Source organism: Ralstonia sp. A12 (assembly GCF_000801955.1).
Lineage (GTDB): Bacteria > Pseudomonadota > Gammaproteobacteria > Burkholderiales > Burkholderiaceae > Ralstonia.
In genome coordinates this window covers 78,512-100,637 of sequence record NZ_JSZO01000033.1, presented here as the reverse complement: position 1 = coordinate 100,637, position 22,126 = coordinate 78,512, and the positions used below count along the sequence as shown (strand labels likewise).

Annotated in this window: 10 protein-coding genes; 6 read left to right on the top strand and 4 right to left on the bottom strand. The window is 62.8% G+C overall.

The genetic code is table 11. The features are described from left to right. Nucleotides 1–91 precede the first annotated feature (91 nt). Together PI87_RS24655 and PI87_RS24650 are read right to left on the bottom strand one after the other, a co-directional pair. Nucleotides 92–2,425: a sensor histidine kinase gene (locus tag PI87_RS24655; protein ID WP_052321749.1), complete on the bottom strand. Its 2,334-nt coding sequence runs from the start codon at nt 2,423–2,425 to the stop codon at nt 92–94. Then, nucleotides 2,418–3,251 carry a response regulator transcription factor gene (locus PI87_RS24650; protein ID WP_052321748.1) on the bottom strand — a complete coding sequence of 278 codons (834 nt, stop codon included), beginning with the start codon at nt 3,249–3,251 and terminating at the stop codon, nt 2,418–2,420. The genes PI87_RS24655 and PI87_RS24650 overlap by 8 nt, the downstream gene beginning before the upstream one ends. A gap of 1,412 nt (nt 3,252–4,663) precedes the next feature. On the opposite strand from PI87_RS24650, the gene PI87_RS28255 reads away from it, so the two are divergent. Together PI87_RS28255 and PI87_RS24640 are read left to right on the top strand one after the other, a co-directional pair. Next, the gene (locus tag PI87_RS28255; protein ID WP_157003233.1) at nt 4,664–10,114 is read left to right on the top strand and encodes a DUF7507 domain-containing protein; all 5,451 of its coding nucleotides are present in this window, start codon (nt 4,664–4,666) and stop codon (nt 10,112–10,114) included. Further along, nucleotides 10,111–13,716, top strand: a complete 3,606-nt coding sequence (locus PI87_RS24640; protein WP_052321746.1) for a hypothetical protein — start codon at nt 10,111–10,113, stop codon at nt 13,714–13,716. The genes PI87_RS28255 and PI87_RS24640 overlap by 4 nt, the downstream gene beginning before the upstream one ends. A gap of 54 nt (nt 13,717–13,770) precedes the next feature. Here the strand turns inward: PI87_RS24640 and fdxA are convergent, their stop codons facing one another. Beyond that, nucleotides 13,771–14,124: a ferredoxin FdxA gene (gene fdxA, locus PI87_RS24635; protein ID WP_039600354.1), complete on the bottom strand. Its 354-nt coding sequence runs from the start codon at nt 14,122–14,124 to the stop codon at nt 13,771–13,773. Between the two features lie 363 nt (nt 14,125–14,487). Between fdxA and acnB the strand changes: the two genes are divergently transcribed. Continuing rightward, the gene (gene acnB, locus PI87_RS24630; RefSeq protein ID WP_039600353.1) at nt 14,488–17,073 is read left to right on the top strand and encodes a bifunctional aconitate hydratase 2/2-methylisocitrate dehydratase; all 2,586 of its coding nucleotides are present in this window, start codon (nt 14,488–14,490) and stop codon (nt 17,071–17,073) included. 167 nt (nt 17,074–17,240) lie between these two features. On the opposite strand, the gene PI87_RS24625 is transcribed toward acnB, so the two are convergent. Continuing rightward, nucleotides 17,241–19,025 (bottom strand): ABC transporter transmembrane domain-containing protein, encoded by a 1,785-nt coding sequence (locus PI87_RS24625; protein ID WP_039600352.1) that lies wholly within the window; start codon nt 19,023–19,025, stop codon nt 17,241–17,243. 218 nt (nt 19,026–19,243) lie between these two features. Here PI87_RS24625 and PI87_RS24620 point away from each other — a divergent pair, with 218 nt between their 5' ends. From PI87_RS24620 to PI87_RS24610, 3 genes are all read left to right on the top strand, one after another. Continuing rightward, nucleotides 19,244–19,543 (top strand): PepSY domain-containing protein, encoded by a 300-nt coding sequence (locus PI87_RS24620; protein WP_157003232.1) that lies wholly within the window; start codon nt 19,244–19,246, stop codon nt 19,541–19,543. A gap of 114 nt (nt 19,544–19,657) precedes the next feature. Continuing rightward, a complete protein-coding gene (locus PI87_RS24615; protein ID WP_039600351.1) occupies nt 19,658–20,500 on the top strand; it encodes a MurR/RpiR family transcriptional regulator in 843 nt (280 codons plus the stop codon). A gap of 160 nt (nt 20,501–20,660) precedes the next feature. Beyond that, nucleotides 20,661–22,109: an MFS transporter gene (locus PI87_RS24610; RefSeq protein WP_039600350.1), complete on the top strand. Its 1,449-nt coding sequence runs from the start codon at nt 20,661–20,663 to the stop codon at nt 22,107–22,109. Nucleotides 22,110–22,126 lie beyond the last annotated feature (17 nt).

Here is a 22,126-nt window from a genome sequence, read left to right as displayed (position 1 = left end):
CGAAGATTGTAGCGGGGCGAAGCGCAGAGGTGTGTGGCGAGCGACACCAACCTCGTCCGGCATCCGGATGAACGTGACGTGGTTGATTGGCCTACACCCGGTAGGTCAGGATTCGGTCCAGATCAACAGAGGTCAGATCAGCCTGGTCTTTTGTCGAGGCAAGCAGCGCTTCTATCGCTGCAAAATCCAGGGCATCGACGCATTTTTGGACTTCGCCGAGAAAGCTGGCATAGCCGGGGACATTCGCAAATCTGCTGATCCAGTCTTCCACGTCCGTCAGGCGGCCGTTTCTGGCGAACTGGGCAAGTTCATCAAGGTCCTGGGCTGGAGGCCGGAGCGTTGGCGTACGGGGGCGTGCGGGTTCGGTCTTGGGCTGTGTTGGGCGAGGGAGATCGTCCACATCGATCAGAGCATGTCCAAGGGCCGGCGCGGTGATTTCGAAAGCGAACGATGTTCCAACGCCGGGTCTGCTGGAGACAAGCAGTTCGCCGCGCATGGCTTTGACGATGCGCTGTGCGATAAACAGACCGAGTCCAGTCCCTCCGTTGATTGCCTGGACTTGTTGGTAGGCGCCGAAAATGTCGGTTTTCTTCGCGACGTCGATCCCGATGCCTGTGTCGGCAACCTCAAGGCTGACACGATAGCCGTCGGCCTGCTGGTGTGCCTCTATGGATAGCGTTACGACGCCGTTGTGTGTGAACTTCGACGCGTTGGATAGAAGGTTGAGCAAGACTTGCTGGAGACGGATTCCGTCGATCTCCAACGTTTTCGGCAGCGGCGTCAACGGCCGATAAATGAACTGGTTGTTCTGTTGTGCGCAAAGTGCGATGGCATAGCCGGCGATGTCATCCAGAAGGTCTGGCAAGTCCACGGGGCTGGGAGCAACGCCGAGTGGCTGCAGTTCGGCCTTCGTATATTCCAGCAGCTCGTCAATGAGCGTCAGTTGGTAGCGGATGCTTCGGTCGATGGATTGGATCAGCTTGGCCTGACTCTGTGTCGCGCTATCGAGCAGGAGTTTCGCGTACCCGTTGATCGTAGACAACGGTGCGCGCAAGTCGTGGCTGACATACCCCAGGGTTTCAATCTTCTGCTGCATGCTGGTTTGCGCTTGGTCCAGCGCTTCGTTCAGCGCGACCGTCCGTTTCGCGACTTCGTCCCGCAGCCGATCCTGTTCCGTGAGCTGCCAATGTTCCAGCCGCTGCCTTGCTTCTGTGCGCTGACGGCCCACATGGTTGATCCAGGCTGCCAGAACCACGAGATGCGTGGCAAGGCCGATGATCGCAATGACGGGATTGGGGTAAATGTCAGACTTGAGCCATGACATCGCCGAAGGTAGCGCATCGAGCGCTTCGATAGCCCGTATCAGGATATTGAAGAGAGCAAAGCAGACCGTTACCAGCAACAGACGGCCGGTTGGGGTGCCGCGTTTGGCAAGTAACAGCGCAATGCAGACATTGAAGATGCCGAGTGCGACGCTCAGTTGCAGGCAGAACCGCGTAAAGACAAGGAGATCGCCGAACGCGGCGCCGACCATGCCGATGCACTCAAGGCACAGTATCACCACGTAGATGACCTGCACCGGCATCCTGACGTTTTCACCGCGAGCAATCTTCAGAATGAACGCAATGAAGAGCGCGATGGCAAGATACACAAACAGTATTTCGCTACGCGCTGACCATTCGGGCGCATGCGGCCACAGATAGGCACGGGTATAGCCGCGAATGGATGCCTCATATAAGGCGGTATTCAGGGACAGGCCTGCCAACAGATAGAACGCGCTACTGCGAGAAAAGAATCCGATCAGCAAGGCAGCCCACGTCAATGCCAGCAGGCCGCCAAGGAATCCAAAGTTCCACAAGGCGGCGCGAATCTCCCTTGCGTGCCATGCCTCCTGAGCAAAGGCCATGGGCTCCAGTTGCAACGTCTTGCGGGAGGTGACCCGCACCATGACCGGGATCTTCTCGCCTGGATGCAGGGTCATGTTGAGTACCGGGTACCGGGGCTGCGCCTGATTCGCGTCGGTGCTGGCGGTCGGGAATACGGCATCCTGTGCCCAGTGGCCGCTCCGCGGGCTATAGAAGTCCGCCCGATCAACACGTGCGTCGCGCAGCGCCAGCACGATTGGGCGCTCGACATTGTCGTGATTGACCAGCGTGAGGCGGACCCACCAGGCAGACCGCGAGAATCCAGGATTCAGCCGCGCCTTTGTGGCCGGTACAAAGCCACCACGATCACTCTTGGGCAGGGCAACGATCGCTTCGAGCGGCATCGCGGCCGTGGCGTCTTCGAATATCGATACATCCTCCAGCAGCGCTGGGCTTTCGGCAGTGGCGGCCCAAGCTGCCGGAAGGGGCATGCACGCAAGCAGCAGGAAGCACAGCGCAGCGCGATACAACACTGCACATGCTTTGCATCGTTCACGCATCGGTGTTCGGGACCTGAATGGGATCGGTGGTGTCGACTTCGCGGTGCTGCCGCTTCCAGGCAGATGGCGTGGTGCCGAAGCGGTCGCGAAACGCAGTTGCAAAATTGGCGGCGCTGGAAAAACCGATCTCTTCAGCGATCTCTCCGGTACCCATCGATGTTCTAGCGAGAAAACGCTGCGCCATTTGCAGCCGCGTGTCGCGCAAATATTCGAAGACGGTCTTTCCGAGATGGTCGCGGAATACCCGAGACAGGCGCTTTTCGTGGGTACCCACCTGCTTGGCTAGATCTTCGACGGTGGGCGGGTTGCGCACGTCACGCAGCAGAAGCTGGCTGGCTGCGCGTACCAAGGACGCATCCGGAGTGTCGGGGAGCGCGGGCAGGTAGTGTTCGGAACGACTGTTGAGCGCCTTCTTCAGGTGATTCCGGATGCGCGCGATGACCTCTGCGGGTTCAAATGGCTTGACGATATAGTCAATCGCACCGATTTCGAGCCCTTCGAGTCGGTCATGGAGATCCGTCGCTGCCGTCAGCATAATGATCGGAATGGCCTGTGTTGAAGGCGTTGCAGTGAGCAACCGGCACGAGGCAAAGCCATCCATGCGGGGCATGCGCACATCCATCAGGATCAGGTCGGGGGCCACTGCCTGTGCCCGGTGATAAGCCTGGATGCCATCGAATGCAACACTGATCCGGCAACGGGCAACACGCAAAATCTCGATCAGTAGTTGAAGCTCGTTGGGGCAATCATCTGCGACAAGGATGTGCGCGCCGGCGAGATCCGGGGCGGCACGAAGCGACGTCGAATATGACGGGCGAGATGGCATGACGACGAGCAAGCGGAGAAGGGGGCCAAACCGTGGGGCATCGTGGTCCGCGCATGCGCCATGGTTTCGCGCAAGTATAAGCGGACATCTGTGACATAAAGGGAGGTTGCGCGCGGTTGGCGAAACGCGATGCCGCTACGGAGAGAACGTTGTCCGGTATACAGCGCAACCGCTTGAACTGATCCCAGACCCCGCACACAGGACGCCGGACAGGGTGAACGCCGCCATGACTGTGCCAATAACCTTCTCACGGTTGTGGCTAAACACATCAGCCGCGCGCGCGAGGCGCGCTCTTTGCGCGGGCAGGAGTCCAGCGGACTCTCTATTGATGCATCTCCGGTTCGCGCGCACCGTCCTTGTCTAGCGGTGACCTCGCCAGACATCCGATCTTGTGGGAACTTTGAAGATCCATCCGCTCGGGCAAAGTATTTTTCCGCCAATCAAAAACCACGCCTACCCGGATGCTCCCAAAATGCACAGCGTCTATTTTTAGGCGGGATTTTTTGTGCCTCCTCGGAATTGATCTCTGCTTTTCAAAAACACTCAGACTGCGTTGTTTACAATTGTTTGAAATGTTCGATGAGGGGAATTTGTTCTTAATTGCTCCTTAATTGGTAATATTGCGCGCCATGTCAGCGTGGCGTCGTACGGTGTTGTTGCATAAACCCGTCCGGTGCGGCCTGCTGGCGTGACGTACAACAGTCGAAGCAAATAGCGCAGTAAAAAAATCGGCTGGCTGCAAAGATTCTCAGTGTCTTTCGGGAAGATGCGCAGGAACAGACAGAAGCGACGTTGCGGGTTGTAGGGGAAATTGGCTGTAGCCGGCTTGAGCTACTGCATTTTAAGGGTTCGGGAGTCGGTCCAGGGTTGGTGCGGTTGGCGAGCGGCGGGGTGTGGCCATCGCCGAGAACTGCCGCCAGTCCTTCATAGCGGGTCAAAATGAGAGGGTACTTCGTGTCAGGGCGCTTGGTCTGCGCTCAATGGCAGGCATTGCTGCGCGCATACGGGCAGGCCTGTCTGCGTTGTCACGAAATCCGCTCATAACGCGGTTCTAAATCTGAAGGCGGTATTTGCAAGCGCGATTTTATCGTGCGGGCAGCATTCGCTCGTTCATTTTATAGACATCACCCTGCTGTTCCCCTTTTGTTTCTACCTGTTTTGTCCTTTCTTGTCGCTGCCATTTCATTTGGCGGCGACGCCGGGTATGCAGCGAAGTATTTAAATCAAACGGTTACGCATGACGGGCGGTCGTTTGTTGATAACGGGGCGTTCCAAAGATGGAATATCAGGGTGGGGGGTATCGCCGGCACAGCGCTTTTCGACGTGCCTGGTGGAAGCGTTGCGGGTTGCTCTTACTGGCATCGTTGGCGTGGTTGCTGGCATCGCCGGCATTTGCCAACAACCTTTGCCGCATGGCCGATCCGAACTCGAAGGGGGTCCATGTCGATGAGATCTGCTGGCTGCAGCTCGACGGCGTATCGCTGACCACGAACGGCTCAACGCCGCTCACGTTTGATCTGCCGGATGGCTCGACCATGACCCTGACGGCGGTCGTGAGCAACATCGGGACGAGTTCGGGCTTGAGCGGTGTGCAGGCGCCATCCTGGACGGGGTCCCAGTTCAGCGGCACCAGCGGCTACTACACCATCTACACGCCGAACAAGGCCGCGCTCTATACCAACAACGGCAGCGTCGCGAACCACACCACGGTCACGCTGCAGGACATCCACATCTACAACCCGGCGGGCCAGGAAGCGACCAACAGCTTCGAAATGGTGCTGGCGGATGGCGAGAGCACGAACACCGGCGAAAACCTGGATTTCGGGGTGGTGTCCGGGGGGAGCGCGCTCCATCTGGTGGAGTGGCTGGGCGCATCGGCGAGCAACAACCTCAGCTATGGCCCGCCAGGAGGTTCTGCCTCACCGCCGTCGGCTTGCGATGGCATGCCCGACTGTCAGCGGCTGGTGGGCAAATCCGGCACCGCCAACGCCGCAGTGTTCTCTACCACGCGCACCGGCTCCCCGTTTACCGTGATGGGGCAAGTCCACACCAACAGCTCCAGCCTGCAAGGCATGGCGTTTGGCGTGCGTTGGGGCGGGGTGCGACTGCGCAAGGCGCTGCCGAGCGGCCGGCTGGACCCATCGGATCAATTTACCTACCGCGTTCTTAATGCCAAGGGTAGCGAGGTCATCAACACCTCCACATCGGGCACCGGTACCGGCACCTATCCGTACATCAGCGGCCAGGCTGTGATGCCGGGCAACGTGCTCACTCTGATCGAGCAGATGGCGCCGGGCAGCCGCTACACGCTGGCGCAGTACGACAGAACGATTGCCTGTACCAACGGCAATGCGGGTTCGAGCACGGTGCTGCCCAGCGGCACGTTCGATCCGGCCAATCCACCGACGCTGAACCTGCTGCAACTGGCCGACCGGGTGGATTGCACGCTCACGAACATCCCGCGTGTGGTGGATCTGAGCGTGACCAAGACCGCGCCCGCAAACGTTCAGGCTGGTCAGCCGATGACCTACACGCTGACCATCGCCAACACCGGTGCCTACCCAGCCACTGGCGCCACCTTCAAGGACACCATGCCTCAGGGCATCGTGGGTGTCACCGCCAGCAATGTGAGTTGCGGCAATCCGACTGGCGGCGCGATCTGCGGAGCATTGGGCACTAGCGTCACAGGCACCGATGCAGCCGGGTACGTGATTACCGGCGCCGTGCAGAGCCTGCCGGCCGGCAGCAGCGTGCAGATCACCATCAATGTGAATGCCCCTGGCGCGGCTGGAAACATCAGCAACACCGCGACTGTGCAACTGGCCGCCACCGATACCACGGTTGCGGAACCCTCAACGGGCAACAACAGCGCGACCGTATCGACCACCGTGCAGGGCACGCCCGGCATGTCGGTCACGAAGACTGCCACGCTCAATGACACCAACGGCAACGGCAAGGCGGATGTGGGTGAAACCATCGGCTACAGCATCACTGCCGTCAACAGCGGCAGCATCGTGCTGAATGGTTTGACCGTGTCTGACCCGAAGGCTGGCGGCACCGCATTGGCCTGTACACCGACGACGATCAACCCGGGTGCCTCTGCCAATTGCGGCAGCTTTACCTACACGGTGACGCAGGCTGACGTGGACGCTGGTGTGCCGATCCACAACGTCGCGACGGTCACTGGCACGCCCTTGGGCGGAGGTAGCCCCGTCACGTCGACCGGTGTTGTGGATACCCCGATTGGCGACCCGAAGATCACGGCTACCAACGACAACTATTCCGTGCCCAGCGGCGCGGCAGGTGGCTCGCTTGGCAGCGTGCTTGTCAACGACACCCTGGGCAGCACCGTGGGGCCGACCAGCGGAACCTCCAAGGGCAACGTGACGTTGACCTGGGGCACCACAACGCCCACGCCGTCGTCGGGCGGCTTCACGCTCAACCCGGACGGCACGATCACGGTCAAGCCCAGCACGCCTGCTGGCACTTACAAGATCCCGTACACGGTATGCGATGCCGTGCACCCAACCAATTGCGCCTCGGCAACGGCCACCATTGTGGTGGGGGCTGCGCCTATCGCCGCAAGCAACGATACCTACACGGGCATCGATGGCACCGCGGGCAACGGCAGCGTTGGCAATGTGTTGGACAACGACACGCTCAATGGCGCCAAGGCGACAACAAGCACGGTCAATGTGAGCGTGACCACGCCGTCGAGCAATCCAAAGGTGAGCCTCGATCCGACCACCGGTCTGGTGTCGGTGGCGCCGGGCACGCCGGCGGGCACGTACACGATCGGCTACCAGATCTGCGAGAAGCTGAACCCGACCAACTGCGCAAACGCGACGGCCTCGGTGACAGTGGCGCCGGGCAAGATCATTGCCACCAATGACACCTATACGGGCACGAACGGCGCCACCGGCAACCCGCAGGTCGGCAACGTGCTGGACAACGACACGCTCAACGGTACGAAGGCGACGCCGGGCACGGTCAATGTGAGCGTGACCTCGCCGTCGAGCAATCCGAAGGTGAGCCTGGACCCGACGACGGGCCTGGTGTCGGTGGCCCCGGGCACGCCGGCAGGCACATACACGATCGGTTACCAAATCTGCGAGAAGCTGAACCCGACCAACTGCGCAAACGCGACGGCCTCGGTCACGGTGGTAACGGGTCCGATTACGGCGGGCAGCGACAGCTACACCGGTATCGATGGCAACGCGGGCAACAGCAGCGTTGGCAACGTGTTGGACAACGACACGCTCAACGGTGCAAAGGCGACGCCGGGCACGGTCAACGTGAGCGTGACCTCGCCGTCGAGCAACCCGAAGGTGACCTTGGACCCGAACACCGGTCTGGTGTCGGTGGCCCCGGGCACGCCGGCGGGCACGTACACGATCGGCTACCAGATCTGCGAGAAGCTGAACCCGACCAACTGTGCGAACACCACCGCCACGGTGACGGTGGCGCCGGGCAAGATCGTTGCTGGCAACGACACCTACACCGGCATTGACGGCAACGCGGGCAACAGCAACGTTGGCAATGCGCTGGATAACGACACGCTCAACGGCACGAAGGTGACGCCAGGCACCGTCAACGTGACCGTGACGACGCCGTCGAGCAACCCGAAGGTGAGCCTGGACCCGACCACCGGCCAAGTGTCGGTCGCACCGGGCACGCCGGCGGGCACGTACACGATCGGCTATCAGATCTGCGAGAAGCTGAACCCGACCAACTGCGCAAACGCCACGGAAACCGTGACGGTGGTGCCAGGCAAGATCGTTGCAAACAACGATACCTACACCGGCGTTGACGGCAACGCCGGCAACGCCGGCAACGGCAGCGTGGGCAACGTGCTGGACAACGACACGCTCAACGGCGCCAAGGCGACTCCGGGCACGGTCAACATGAGCGTGACCTCGCCGTCGAGCAACCCCAAGGTGACGCTGGATCCGACTACCGGCCAAGTGTCGGTCGCGCCGGGCACGCCGGCGGGCACGTACACCATCGGCTACCAGATCTGCGAGAAGCTGAACCCGGCCAACTGCGCCAACGCGACCGCCTCGGTCACGGTGGCGGCGGGCAAGATCGCAGCGGGCAACGACAGCTACACCGGTGTCGACGGCTCGGGCGGCAACCCGCAGGTTGGCAACGTGCTGGATAACGACACACTCAACGGTACGAAGGCGACGCCGGGCACGGTCAACGTGAGCGTGACCACGCCGTCGACGAACCCGAAGGTGAGTCTGGACCCGAATACCGGCCTGGTGTCGGTGGCCCCGGGCACGCCGGCAGGCACGTACACGATCGGCTACCAGATCTGCGAGAAGCTGAACCCGGCCAACTGCGCCACGGCAAACATTTCCGTGACGGTGGCATCGCAGCCGCTGCAGGCGACCGATGACGACTATCGCCAGACGCCCGTGAACGGCGCGACCGGCGGCCCGATTGGGATCGTCCTGGGCAACGACACCCAGGGCGGCAAGCCGATCACCAACCCGAGCAACATCAACGTGACGTTGCTGGACAACGGTGGCTTGCCTGGCATGTCGATTCGTCCGGACGGTACCGTGATGCTGCCGCCGGGCACGCCCAGCGGCAGCTACACCCTGCGCTATCGCATTTGCGACCGGACGAGCCCGACGAACTGCAGCGACGCCGTGATCCGCTTTGCAGTGAGCGACGACGCGCTGTTGCGTGTGAACAAGCAGGCAGCACCGCAGAAAGTGAATGTCGGTGATGTCGTGCGCTACACGCTGACGGTGCAGAACCCCAGCAAGACCAACATCCAGGGCGCGGTTCTGGTGGATACGCCGCCGGTGGGCTTCAGCCTGATCGCCAACTCGCTCACGGTGACAGGGGGCAGCGGCCGTCTGGCCGGTACCAGCCCGATCCGGATCGAGGGCATCGCGCTCTCGCCTGGCGCATCGATGACGGTGGTCTACATGCTGCGTGTGGGGCCTGGTGCCTCGGCACGTGGTGAGTACATCAACACCGCGCTGATGCAGCTCAACGGCATGCGTGTCAGTAACCAGGCACAGGCAACCGTGCGCCGTGACGCGGACCCGCTGTTTGAGGAGACCCGCGTATTCGGCACCGTGTTCGATGACCGCAATGGTGACGGCTGGCAAGCCACCGCCGCTGCAACCGGCTTGCGCGTGCAGGGCGGCTTCACCCCGGACGCGTACGTGCCCGGCTCCACAACCGTGGACCGCGGCGACGGCCCGCGCCCTGAGCCCGACGCCAGTGCGCCGCTGCTGCATGGCATTTCGCTGGGCAGCCTGTCTGGCCGCCTGAGTGCAGCGCAGCCGGTGAACAAGCATCGCATCGTGATTTCGCAGCGCCTGCGCGAAGCCGCCTTTACCGACGACTTCACGCTGACGACGGCGGAGGGCAGCCACGTTCGCATGCATGCCGATGGCCGCAATGAAAGCACGCCTACTGGCGATGTGGCGAAGCAGCTCTCGTCCCAAGCCCTGAGCGTTGAGCGCCAGGTCACGAAGGAAGATGGCGGCACGCTGCGCGTGGACTACATCATCGTCAACAGCGGTCTTGAAGAGCGCGGTATTCCTGGTGTTCGCATCGCGACGGTCGAGGGCAACATCATCGAGACGGATGCCTACGGCCGATACCACCTGGAAGGCATCGACGTGGCGAACATCGCTCGCGGGCGCAACTTCATCATGAAGGTGGACCCGGCAACGCTGCCACCCCGCAGCGAGTTCACCACGGCCAATCCGCTGGTCAAGCGGATCACGCAGGGTGTGCCGGCGCGCTTCGACTTTGGCGTCAAGTTGCCGACCGCAACGCCGGCCCAAGATGGCGCAGCAGTACGTGGCAATGGTGGCAAGGAGGGGCAGCAATGAACGCGCGCCTCACCTCCCGAATCCTGTCCCGACCCCGCTCGAAGGCCACCAAGACCATGCGACTCAAAACGCTGGATGCTGCCATTGCCGGCATCCTTTTCGTGGGCTTTGGGATGCCCGCCTCGGCACAGACGCCGTCTGCCGACAAACAGCCCGCGGTTGTCGGACAAGAAGCCGTGGCCACCCATTTCAGCATTGACCTGCCCAACGGCGGCATGGTCTGGGCGACGGAAGACCCTGCACAGACCACGCCCGTGCTGAGCGTGCAGGCTGGGTCTGAGGCGGCGGTCGAGAACGGCCGTATCGTCGAGCCGGTGAAGCTGCAGGTCTATAGCAACTACGCAGCCTTCATCAAGCGGATGCAGATCAGCATCTACCGGGCCGAAGATACGGACCTGGTGACGCCACTGGCCACGGTGGATATTCCGCCCGGCGGTGTGGTCCAGGCAACGTGGGACGGCAGCCTGCCTGATGGCACGCGTGTGCGCCCTGGAGACCGGCTCACCTACATCCTGCGTGCCACGGCGGCGGATGGCAGTGTGGACGAGACCTATCCGCGCAGCCTGCTGCTGGTGTCTCCGGCAGACCGGCAGCGCATTCTTGACCAGATGCACCAGAACGCCAGCGGCCCGCTGCGTGCGTTGAGCGCCAGCGAGCTGGAATCGCGTGCACTGCTGGACAGTACGTTCGGCAACAACGCGCTGCGCCAGCAGAACATCATCATTCGCGGCTCAAGGGTGCGCGTATTCGGGCAGAACGTGCCCGATGGCTATGCGCTGACCATCGACGGCCAGACCGTGCCGGTGGATCAGCGGGGCAAGTTCGTGGCGGAGTATCTGCTCCCGACCGGCATGCACCGGTTTGCCGTCAGCGTGAAGGGCCCGGGTGGAGATGAAACCAGCTATCCGCTGGACATCAACGTGCGCGAGAACTACCTGTTTGTCGTTGCCATTGCCGATCTGACGATGTCCAAGAGCACGATCAGCGGTGATGGCGCATCGGGCCTGACCGTGGACGACCGCTATCGCAACGGCTTCCTCGATGAAGGGCGGTTGGCCTTCTACACAAAGGGCAAGGTGGACGGGCGCTACCTGTTCACCGCCCAGGCCGATACGACTGAGCGCAATGTCGGCAACCTCTTTGACGGGCTGTTCAAGGCGGACCCGCGCGACGTGTTTCGTCGCCTGGACCCGAACATGTACTACCCGGTGTACGGCGACGATTCCACCACGTACCGCGACATCGATACGCAGGGCAAGCTGTATCTGCGGGTCGATTGGGACAAGAGCCAGGCGCTGTGGGGCAACTACCAGACCGGCTTCACGGGCACGCAGTATGCGCAGTACGTGCGTAGCCTGTACGGCGCGGCGGTCGATTGGCGCAGCCGGTCCAGCACGCCGCTGGGCGACCCGACCACGCAGGTGAAGGTCTTCGCCTCGCAGGCGCAAACGGTAGCGGGGCATTCGGAATTCCTCGGCACCGGCGGCAGCTTGTATTACCTGCGCCATACCGATCTGCTTCCGGGTTCGGATCAGCTCGTGCTGGAGGTGCGTGACCCTTCCACGGGTAGCGTGGTGAATCGCGTCTCGCTGGTGCGTGGCATCGACTACGACATCAACGAGATGCAGGGGCGCGTCATGTTGACGAAGCCGCTGTCCCAGATTGCGGACCAGAACACCAACACCCTGTTCCGTGACCGGCCCACCGGCGGATACGAAAACCATCTGCTGGCGGACTACGAGTACGTGCCAAGCGGGTTCGACAGCAACAACGTCACGGGCGGGCTACGCGCCAAGCACTGGTTTGGCGAGCACCTTGCCGTGGGCGGCACCTACGTGAACGAAGGGCGAACAGACCAGGCGTACACCATGAAGGGTGTGGACGCGACGCTGCAGGCCGGGCGCGGGACCTACCTCAAGGTCGAGCACTCGCAGACGCAGGCTGCGATGGCGCCGATCTTCTACTCCGACAACGGTGGCTTGAGCTTTGTGCGGACCAACCCGCAAACACAGGGCAACCGCAGCGGCGATGCGACAGCAGTGGAAGGGCGAGCAAACCTGCGTGAGCTGGGGTGGACGAAGCAGGATTGGACGGTCGGCGCCTGGTGGCGTGACGTGAGCTCAGGGTATTCCGTCGCGCGTGCCGATCTCGGCCTTCCCGTTCGCGAGTACGGCTTCGAATACGCAGGCCAGTTGCGCGAAGACATCCGGATCGCGGGCCGTTACAGCAAAGCTGAGCGTGGAACGGACGCCCTGGAGCAAGCGCAGGCCCAGATCGACTGGCGCCTGGCGGAGCACTCCGACCTGATCGCAGAGATCCGCCGCGTCACCGAGACCTACCAGGGAGCCCGCGGCACCGGCACGCTGGCAGCGTTGGGCTACACCCGGCGCCTGATCGGCACGCTCGACGTGTACGGCACCGGGCAGGTGACGCTCGATGACGACGGCGGCGCCTACCCGCGCAACGACGCGGCCACCGTGGGCGCGAAGTACCAGTTCGCCAACCAGTCGTCAGCAGGTGCTGAATATACGGCCGGTAACCGCGGCAACGCAGCCAAGCTCACGGGCGAATACCGGATGACCCCGGATCACTCGCTGTACGGTAACTACACGCGCCTGATCGACTCCACGGGGGTGTACGACCAGTCGCCGCTGCTGTCGCAGGCGCCCAGCAGCATCACGCTTGGCCAGCGCTGGCGCATCTCCAACACGACCAATCTCTACAACGAAACTCAGAGCCTGAAGAGCGGGCCCAATACCGGGATCGGTCACACGTTCGGCATGGATTTCTATCCGGCACGTGGGTGGACGACGGGCTTCAGCCTGCAGCAGGCCGAGCTGGATGCCGTCAGCGGCGCGGGCAAGGTGCACCGGCAGGCCGCCAGCGTGAACGTGGGCCTGACCCAACCCGGAACCACCTGGGCCAGCAAGCTGGAGTACCGCAGCGACGATGGCGCCGAACAGCGCCGGCAGTGGGTCGCGGCCAACCGCCTTGGCTACGAGATCAACGAGTCATTGCGCCTGGGCGGACGCTTCAACTGGTCCACCACCAGCGACGCCAATCAGCCGCTCAACGATGCCCGCTTCACCGAAGCAAGCCTCGGCTTCGCCTGGCGGCCGTGGAACAGCGTGCGATGGACGGTGATCGGCAAGTACACCTATCTGTACAACCTGGCCTCGGCCGGGCAGGTGGACGGCAGCTCGGGCGCTGGCCTGTTGCCCGATCAGCGCTCCTCCATCTGGTCACTGGAAGGCATCTATCGCCTGGATGCCAACTGGGAATTTGCCGCCAAGCTGGCCACCCGAACCGGTGAGGCACGCCTGGATCGCGGCAGCGGCGATTGGTACAGCAACCGCGCGACGATGGTGGCAGGGCAGGTGCGGCGATACGTCTACGGCGGCTTGAGCGTGATGGGCGAGTACCGTGTGCTGCGGGCAACCGACGGCGGTACGCGGCAAGGCTGGCTGGGTAGCGTCGACTACGATGTCGCCAAGCATGTACGTCTGGGCGTGGGCTACAACTTCACCAAGTTCAGTGACGACATGGCCAAGCCGGGTTACCGGTATCGCGGCTGGTTCGTCAACGCGGTGATGTCCATCTAAGGTCGATTAAGGCCGATTGACCTGACGCCACGTGCTGCACGTGGCGTTTTTTTATCAGGTTGACGGTGGTGACTCGGGCGCGATGCGCAATGCATCGCGCTTGTCTTTGATTTGCGCCCAGTGGGCGTGATCGGCCAGCGGGGGCTGCACCTTGGTCAGGCGCGGCCAATCCGCACGGCGCGAAAGCTGCGCATTCAACGCAATGAAGTCCTGCTGATCTGCCGGGACTTCGGCCGCGGGGTAGATCGCCCCGACCGGGCACTCCGGCACACAGATCGAGCAGTCGATGCACTCATCCGGATCAATCACCAGGAAGTTGGGGCCAGCGTGGAAGCAGTCCATCGGGCAGACGGCCACGCAGTCGGTGTACTTGCACTGGATGCAAGACTCGGTGACGACGTAAGGCATAGCGAAGCGGGTATTCAGAACCGGTTCAAAAACGGCCCAAATTATGCCCCATCGATCCAAACTCTGACGGCGTCAGGTTGTGCGAGTTTGCATACATGGCGGCCATTTCGCCTGAGATGTGACGGTTCAACCGGGGCAAGCGGCGGGTACAACACCTAAGAAGAGCGTTTCCCCGCCAAACCACCCTATATGGCTCCGATTCGGCGTGTAGCGGGCCGCGCATTTCCTCGACTCTTATATAAGATATAAGACATTTGACCATGTAGGGGTATTGCGATTAGAATCGCGCCCAAGCCGCGCCCGGAGCAGCCTCGGGGTGCCAGAAAAGTCTTCCCCTGTAACGTCATCTCAGCAGGTCTCCCCATGCTTGAAAACTTTCGCGCTCACGTGGCCGCTCGCGCCGCGCTCGGTATTCCTCCCCTGCCGCTGACGGCTCAGCAGACCGCTGAACTGGTCGAACTGCTGACCAACCCGCCCGCCGGCGAAGAGCAGACGCTCGTCGACCTGATTACCCACCGCGTGCCCGCAGGCGTGGACGAAGCCGCCCGCGTGAAGGCCGGCTTCCTGGCCGCCGTGGCCAAGGGCGAGACCGCCTGCCCGCTGATCTCGCGTGCCCGCGCCACTGAACTGCTCGGCACGATGCTGGGCGGCTACAACATCCAGCCGCTGATCGAACTGCTGTCTGATGACGCCGTCGCTGCCGTGGCCGCCGACGCGCTGAAGAAAACCCTGCTGATGTTCGACCAGTTCCACGACGTGAAGGAACTCGCCGACAAGGGCAACGTGCACGCCAAGGCTGTGCTGCAAAGCTGGGCCGATGCCGAATGGTTCACGAGCCGTCCGGAAGTGCCGGAAAGCCTGACCATCACCGTCTTCAAGGTGACGGGCGAAACCAACACCGACGACCTGTCGCCGGCGCCGGACGCCACCACCCGCCCTGACATCCCGATGCACGCACTGGCGATGCTGAAGAATGCGCGCCCCGGCATCACGCCGGAAGAAGACGGCAAGCGCGGCCCGGTCAAGTTCATCGAATCGCTGAAGGAAAAGGGCCACCTGGTCGCCTACGTGGGCGACGTGGTCGGCACCGGTTCCTCGCGCAAGTCGGCCACCAACTCGGTGCTGTGGTTCACCGGCGAAGACATCCCGTTCGTCCCGAACAAGCGCTTCGGCGGCGTGTGCCTGGGCGGCAAGATCGCCCCGATCTTCTACAACACGATGGAAGACGCCGGCGCGCTGCCGATCGAACTCGACGTGTCGCAGATGGAAATGGGCGACGTGGTTGAACTGCGCCCGTACGAAGGCAAGGCGCTGAAGAACGGCGCAGTGATCGCTGAGTTCCAGGTCAAGTCCGACGTGCTGTTTGACGAAGTGCGCGCCGGCGGCCGCATTCCGCTGATCATCGGCCGCGGCCTGACCGCAAAGGCACGCGAAGCGCTGGGCCTCGCCCCGTCGACGCTGTTCCGCCTGCCGCATCAGCCCGCGAACAGCGGCAAGGGCTTCTCGCTCGCACAGAAGATGGTCGGCCGCGCCTGCGGTCTGCCGGAAGGCCAGGGGGTGCGCCCGGGCTCGTACTGCGAACCGAAGATGACCTCGGTCGGCTCGCAAGACACCACGGGCCCGATGACCCGTGATGAACTGAAGGACCTGGCGTGCCTGGGCTTCTCGGCTGACCTGGTGATGCAGTCGTTCTGTCACACGGCCGCGTATCCGAAGCCGGTGGACGTGAAGACGCACCAGACGCTGCCGAACTTCATCAGCAACCGTGGCGGCATCGCGCTGCGCCCGGGCGACGGCGTGATCCACTCGTGGCTGAACCGCATGCTGCTGCCCGACACCGTTGGCACCGGCGGCGACTCGCACACGCGCTTCCCGATCGGCATCAGCTTCCCGGCAGGCTCGGGCCTGGTCGCCTTTGCGGCTGCCACCGGCACGATGCCGCTGGACATGCCGGAATCGGTGCTGGTCCGCTTCAAGGGCAAGATGCAGCCTGGCGTCACGCTGCGTGACCTCGTCAACGCGATTCCGCTGTATGCGATCAAGCAGGGCATGCTGACGGTTGCCAAGCAAGGCAAGAAGAACATCTTCTCGGGCCGCATTCTCGAAATCGAAGGCCTGCCTGACCTGAAGGTCGAGCAAGCGTTCGAGCTGTCGGATGCATCCGCCGAGCGTTCGGCTGCTGGTTGCTCGGTGCACCTGAACAAGGAACCGATCATCGAATACCTGAACAGCAACATCACGCTGCTCAAGTGGATGATCGCGCAGGGCTACCAAGACCCGCGCAGCCTGCAGCGCCGTATCAAGGCGATGGAGCAGTGGCTGGCCGACCCGCAACTGCTGCAACCGGATGCCGACGCTGAATACGCTGCCGTCATCGAGATCGACCTGGCCGACATCCACGAGCCGATCGTGGCCTGCCCGAACGATCCGGACGACGTGAAGACGCTGTCCGACGTGGCCGGCGCGACGATCGACGAAGTGTTCATCGGCTCGTGCATGACCAACATCGGCCACTTCCGTGCCGCGTCGAAGCTGCTGGAAGGCAAGCGTGATATTCCGGTCAAGCTGTGGGTTGCGCCGCCGACCAAGATGGACCAGAAGCAACTGACCGAAGAAGGCCACTACGGTGTGTTCGGCACGGCCGGTGCGCGAACCGAAATGCCGGGCTGCTCGCTGTGCATGGGTAACCAGGCTCAGGTGCGCGAAGGTGCGACGGTCATGTCGACGTCGACGCGTAACTTCCCGAACCGTCTGGGCAAGAACACGAACGTGTACCTCGGCTCGGCAGAACTGGCGGCGATCTGCTCGCGCTTGGGCAAGATCCCGACCAAGGAGGAGTACATGGCCGACATGGGCGTGCTGAACGCCAACGGCGACAAGATCTACCAGTACATGAACTTCGATCAGATCGAAGACTTCAAGGAAGTGGCCGACACCGTGCAGATGTAAGCACGCAGTCGGGCTGCGGCGGGTGGTTGACGTCGCAGTGCTACGCAAGGGCGCCGCAGGCTGAATGCCGGCGGCGCCTTTTTCTTTGGCGCTTCGAAGGAACGCTTGGGGCTGAATTGCCGGCTTTGTACTGCTCGCCCAATCCTCCGCGGTCATGGGCGCGTGCGCTACCTACGCTCGTCCTCGGTCTCCATGGAATGCGTACCAAACTGCAGCGCCGCGAGACGCGCATACAGCGGCGAACTCTGCAATAGTTCGGCGTGACGGCCCTGCGCAACGATGCGGCCTTGTTCAAGCACAACGATCCGATCAGCTTGCTGCACGGTGGCAAGGCGGTGTGCGATCACCAGCGTGGTTCGGTTTCGTGCGGCATTGTTCAAGGCGGTTTGCACCAGCCGTTCGCTCGCGGCATCGAGTGCACTGGTGGCCTCGTCCAGGAGCAGGATGGGCGGGTCTTTGAGGATGGCGCGTGCGATGGCGATCCGTTGGCGTTGTCCGCCCGACAGCCTCACACCGCGCTCGCCCAACACTGTGTCGTAGCCTTGCGGCAGCGCGTTGATGAAGTCGGCAGCAGCGGCCATCTCTGCGGCGCGCTGCACCTGTGCAAGCGTCGCCTCCGGCGTGCCGTAGCGGATGTTGTCGAGCACGCTCCCCGAGAAGATCACCGATTCCTGTAGCACGACGCCAATGGCGTGTCGCAGCTCGGCAAGCGAGACCTGCCGCGTTGGGACGCCGCTGATCAGGATGTTGCCGGACTGTGGCTCGTAGAAGCGCAGGAGCAGTTGGAACAGCGTGGTCTTGCCCGCACCGGAAGGGCCCACCAGCGCAACGTGCTCGCCGGGGGCAACGTCGAGGGTGAACTGAGCGAGCGCAGCGGTACCCGGACGCGACGGATAAGAGAAGGTGACGTTCTCGAAGCGGATGCCCTCGGCATGCGCAGGCAGCGCGATGGGCGTGTCAGGCTCCGCAATGGGCGAGCGCGTCGCCAGCAGTTGCAGCAGCCGCTCAGCGGCACCGGCGGCACGCTGCAGGTCGCCCCACACTTCCGCTACCGCACCGACGGCACCCGCGGTGAACACCGCGTAGAGAATGAACTGGGACAGCTGCCCGGCCGTCATTTGCCCGGCCAGCACCGCTTTCGCGCCCAGCCAGAGCACAAACACGATTGCGGCGAACACGAAGATGATGACCACTGCGGTCAACTGGGCGCGCGCCCGGATGCGCGTGAGCGCGGTATCAAATGCCGTTTCCACGGCGGCGCCGAAACGCTTGGACTCGTGCCCTTCCTGCGTGTACGACTGCACCGTCGGCATGGCATTGAGCACTTCGCCCGCCAGCGCGCTGGCGCTTGCAACCTTGTCCTGGCTATCACGCGAGAGCCGCCGCACACGGCGCCCAAAGATGACGATGGGCGCAACCACCACAATTAGCGTGGCGATGATGTAGCCCGATAGCACCGGGCTCGTCACCACCAGCATTACCACGCCGCCGACCGTCAGCAACGCGTTGCGCAATCCCAGTGACAGGCTGGTCCCCACCACGGTCTGGATCAGCGTCGTATCAGTGGTGAGCCGTGACAGCACCTCGCCCGTTTGCGTTGTCTCGAAAAACTCCGGGCTCAAGCCGACGATGTGCCGATAGACGGCGCGCCGCAGATCGGCCGTGACGCGCTCCCCCAGCCACGAGACGCAATAGAACCGCAGCGCCGTGGCGCCGGCGAGGACCAGCGAGAGGAGGAACAGGGCGACGAAGTAGCGGTCGATGTGCGATCGCTCACCGCTGGCAAATCCGCGGTCGATCAGAAACTTGAAGGCCACCGGCAGTGCCAGTGTTGCGCCGGCCGACGTCACCAGCGCGAGGAACGCGACTGCCCAGCGCCGCGCATACGGGCGCAAGAAGGGCATGAGCGAAAAAAGGGGACTGATACGCGACGACAAGGGCACAGAAGGCATGGGAATCGGCAGCAAATCCAGGAGATGTCCATTATCTCCTCAGCCCCTCGATTGGCATGTGGCCAGCCCGTGTTCAGCGATTCTGGCGACGCCCTTTACCGCGTGTGATCTTGGCAAGGTGGCGCAAGCGCCTCACCCCGGCGCGGGCTGCCTGCTCTCAGCGCTCGCTAAGTCCAACCGTCTAGTCTTCGAGCCTCTCCACTTTTCCAAGACACGGCATGCGCCGACGTCATACGCTCACCTTCCTAACGCTGGCGGTTCTGATGGCCGTTGCGGCCCTCGTCATCGCCCGCCGCCCGGGTGGGCCGGCCATCCGCGCAACGCTTGGCAACGGGCCGCTGGCCGCCGCCGTGGCCAAGGCGGAAAACTACCTGCACGGCAAGGCGATCCGGGCTGGGCTTGAGCGGACGGCATCTGGCTTGGTCTACGACGTGACGGTGCTCAAGGCCGGCCATGTCTTCGACGTGCGGTTGGATGCACGCAACGGCCGGATTCTTTCGGCTGCGATCAACAAGTAGTGTGTTGCGGACGGCGCCCGTACGTGGGCGCGGTTTGCACCGGGGCAACTTCGCCCAGTCTGCTTTCCTCCTTCATGCTTGCAATGCTGGTTTCATAACTGGCTAGAATGCGGCATGCCGATTTCATCCGAATCCTTCGTTCATCGCGTTCGCGCCCAGCTTGAGTCGCTGCCCGCAACGGAGCGCCAGTTGGCTGATTTTCTCCTGGAGTTTCCGGGGGAACTCGCCAGCTACGCGGGCAACGAACTCGCCAACCTGGCCGGCGTATCGCCTGCCACGGTCAGCCGCTTTATCCGGCGGATTGGCTATGAGAACTACGAGGCGGCACGCCGCCACGTGCGCGAAGAACGCGCGAGCGGGTCGCCGCTCTTTCAGGACACGGCGCATGGCGCGCAGGCGAGCGATCCCGTCGCCGTGCATTTTCAGCAGGCGCAGGCAAACCTGGCGGCAACGTTTGCTCGCCTCGATGGGCGTGAACTGGCGGAAATCGCCAAGGCCATCGCTGGCGCAGGCCACGTGCTGATCTTCGGCAGTCGCGCCAGTCATGGCTTTGCGGTTTATCTGCGCTGGCAGCTCATCCAGGTGGTGTCGCGTGTGACGGCAATTCCTGGCGCGGGCGAGACCCTTGGCGAGCATATGGCCGGTCTGGGCCGCAATGACTGCGTGATCGTGTTCGGCACACGCCGGCAGTCTCCGCAGATGCGCGCCGTGATTCAAGGCGCCGTACGTGCGCGTGCCAAGCTCCTGTTCATCAGCGACCGCAGCTCGCCCGACTGCGCCGATGCCACGTGGTCATTGCAATGCGACTGCCGTGGGCCGGGCATGCTCGATGAGCATGCAAGCGTACTTGCGCTGTGCAACATCATCGCGACGCAGGTGATCGAGGCCTGCGGCACCGCGGGGCGCAAGCGCCTTGCCGCCATCGAACTGGCCCACGAGGCTTTTGGCGAACTCTGACGCGTCCGGCCGGAGACCTCCCCAGACATTGCTTGCCCTGAAAGCTGCCGCTCAAGTCACACCCTAAGGTGAAATACTTATTTCATCATAAAGCGATAAATGAAATCCTGATATCAAACCGTTGAAACCCGTCTTTCACCGCTTTGATGCAGGAGTCTTCATGGCTGGCCCCGCACTGTCTTCCGGACCCGATTCCCCGCGCGTTGCTGAACTCGACAACGCGCTGGAGCAGATCGGCGTGACCCGCGCACATCACACGATCATCTGGCTGATCCTCATGGGGTGCCTGTTCGATGCGTTCGAGCAGAATGCGGTCGGCATTGTCGGGCCGCTGCTGAAAGAGCAGTGGGGCTTGACGCCCACCGACATTGGCCTGCTCAACACCATCACCTTTGCCTTTGCCGCCATCGGGCGCATCGGTTCTGGCGCAATTGCAGACCGCTACGGGCGCCGCGTGATGCTTTCGGTCGATCTGCTGCTGTTCACGCTGGGTGCAGGCATCTGTGCCTGTGCATCTGGGCTTGGCATGATGGCTGTCGGCCGTGCGGTGGTCGGCCTCGGGCTGGGTGGGGAGATCGCGATTGCCGTCACCATGCTGGCCGAGTTCTGTTCGAACAAGTTTCGCGGCACGGCCGTGGGGCTCGTCAATGTGGGAGCGGGCGGGCTTGGCAACTTTCTGGCGCCAGCATTCGGGCTGATGATCTTCACGCTGTTTCCGGGCGATAACGCATGGCGCTGGCTGTTTGTCGCGTTGATGGTGCCGGCGTTGCTTGGCGCGTTCTACCGTCGATTCATTCCGGAGACGCCGCGTTTTCTGGTGGCACAAGGCCGCATCAAAGAGGCCAACGCTGTGTTGTCGCGCCTCGCCGCCGGAGCCCTGACGCTCAAGGATGTGCCGACGCGCACGTTCCTGGCAGACGACGGTCGTGCAGCCGCTGTCGCTGCCAAGGTGAAGGTACGCAGCACCGACATCTTTCGCGGTGCCCTGGCCAAACGCACCATTCCGCTGTGCATCACGATCTGGATGGCGTATGGCGCGCAGATCTCGGTGCTCACGCTCATGCCGACCATTCTGGTCACGCTGGGCTATACGGTGTCCAAGAGCCTGATGTTCACCATGGTCATGCAGGGCGGCAGCCTGCTCGGTGCGATTGCGGCGTCGCTGCTGGGCTTCAGCTTTCCGCGCAAGCGCGTGCTGACGATCGGGGCGATCTGCGCTTGCGTCATGGCGCTGACCATCGGTTTTCTCGCCCACAACATCGTGATGATCCTGGCGGCGGGCGCGATCTTCCAGTTCTTTGTGCTACTGCTGAATACAACCATCTGGATCTTTGCGCCGGAGCAGTATCCGACGCGGGTGCGCGCGTTCGGCACCGCCTTCATTCTTGCCACGGGCACGGTGGGTGGCGCGTTCATGCCGCTGGCGGCGGGTCGCCTGCTGGAGCACTGGGGCATCTCGGGCGTGTTCGGCATGGTGGCGGCGATGTACGTGCTCTTTATCGTGAGCGTGCAGAGCGTGCCGGAAACCTACGGCCAGTCTCCCGATGCCGAGCCCTTGCCGTCTGAGGCACCGCCGGTTGCGGCGGCAACCAAGCCCGACGCTGCCTGACCTGGATTCCCTACCGT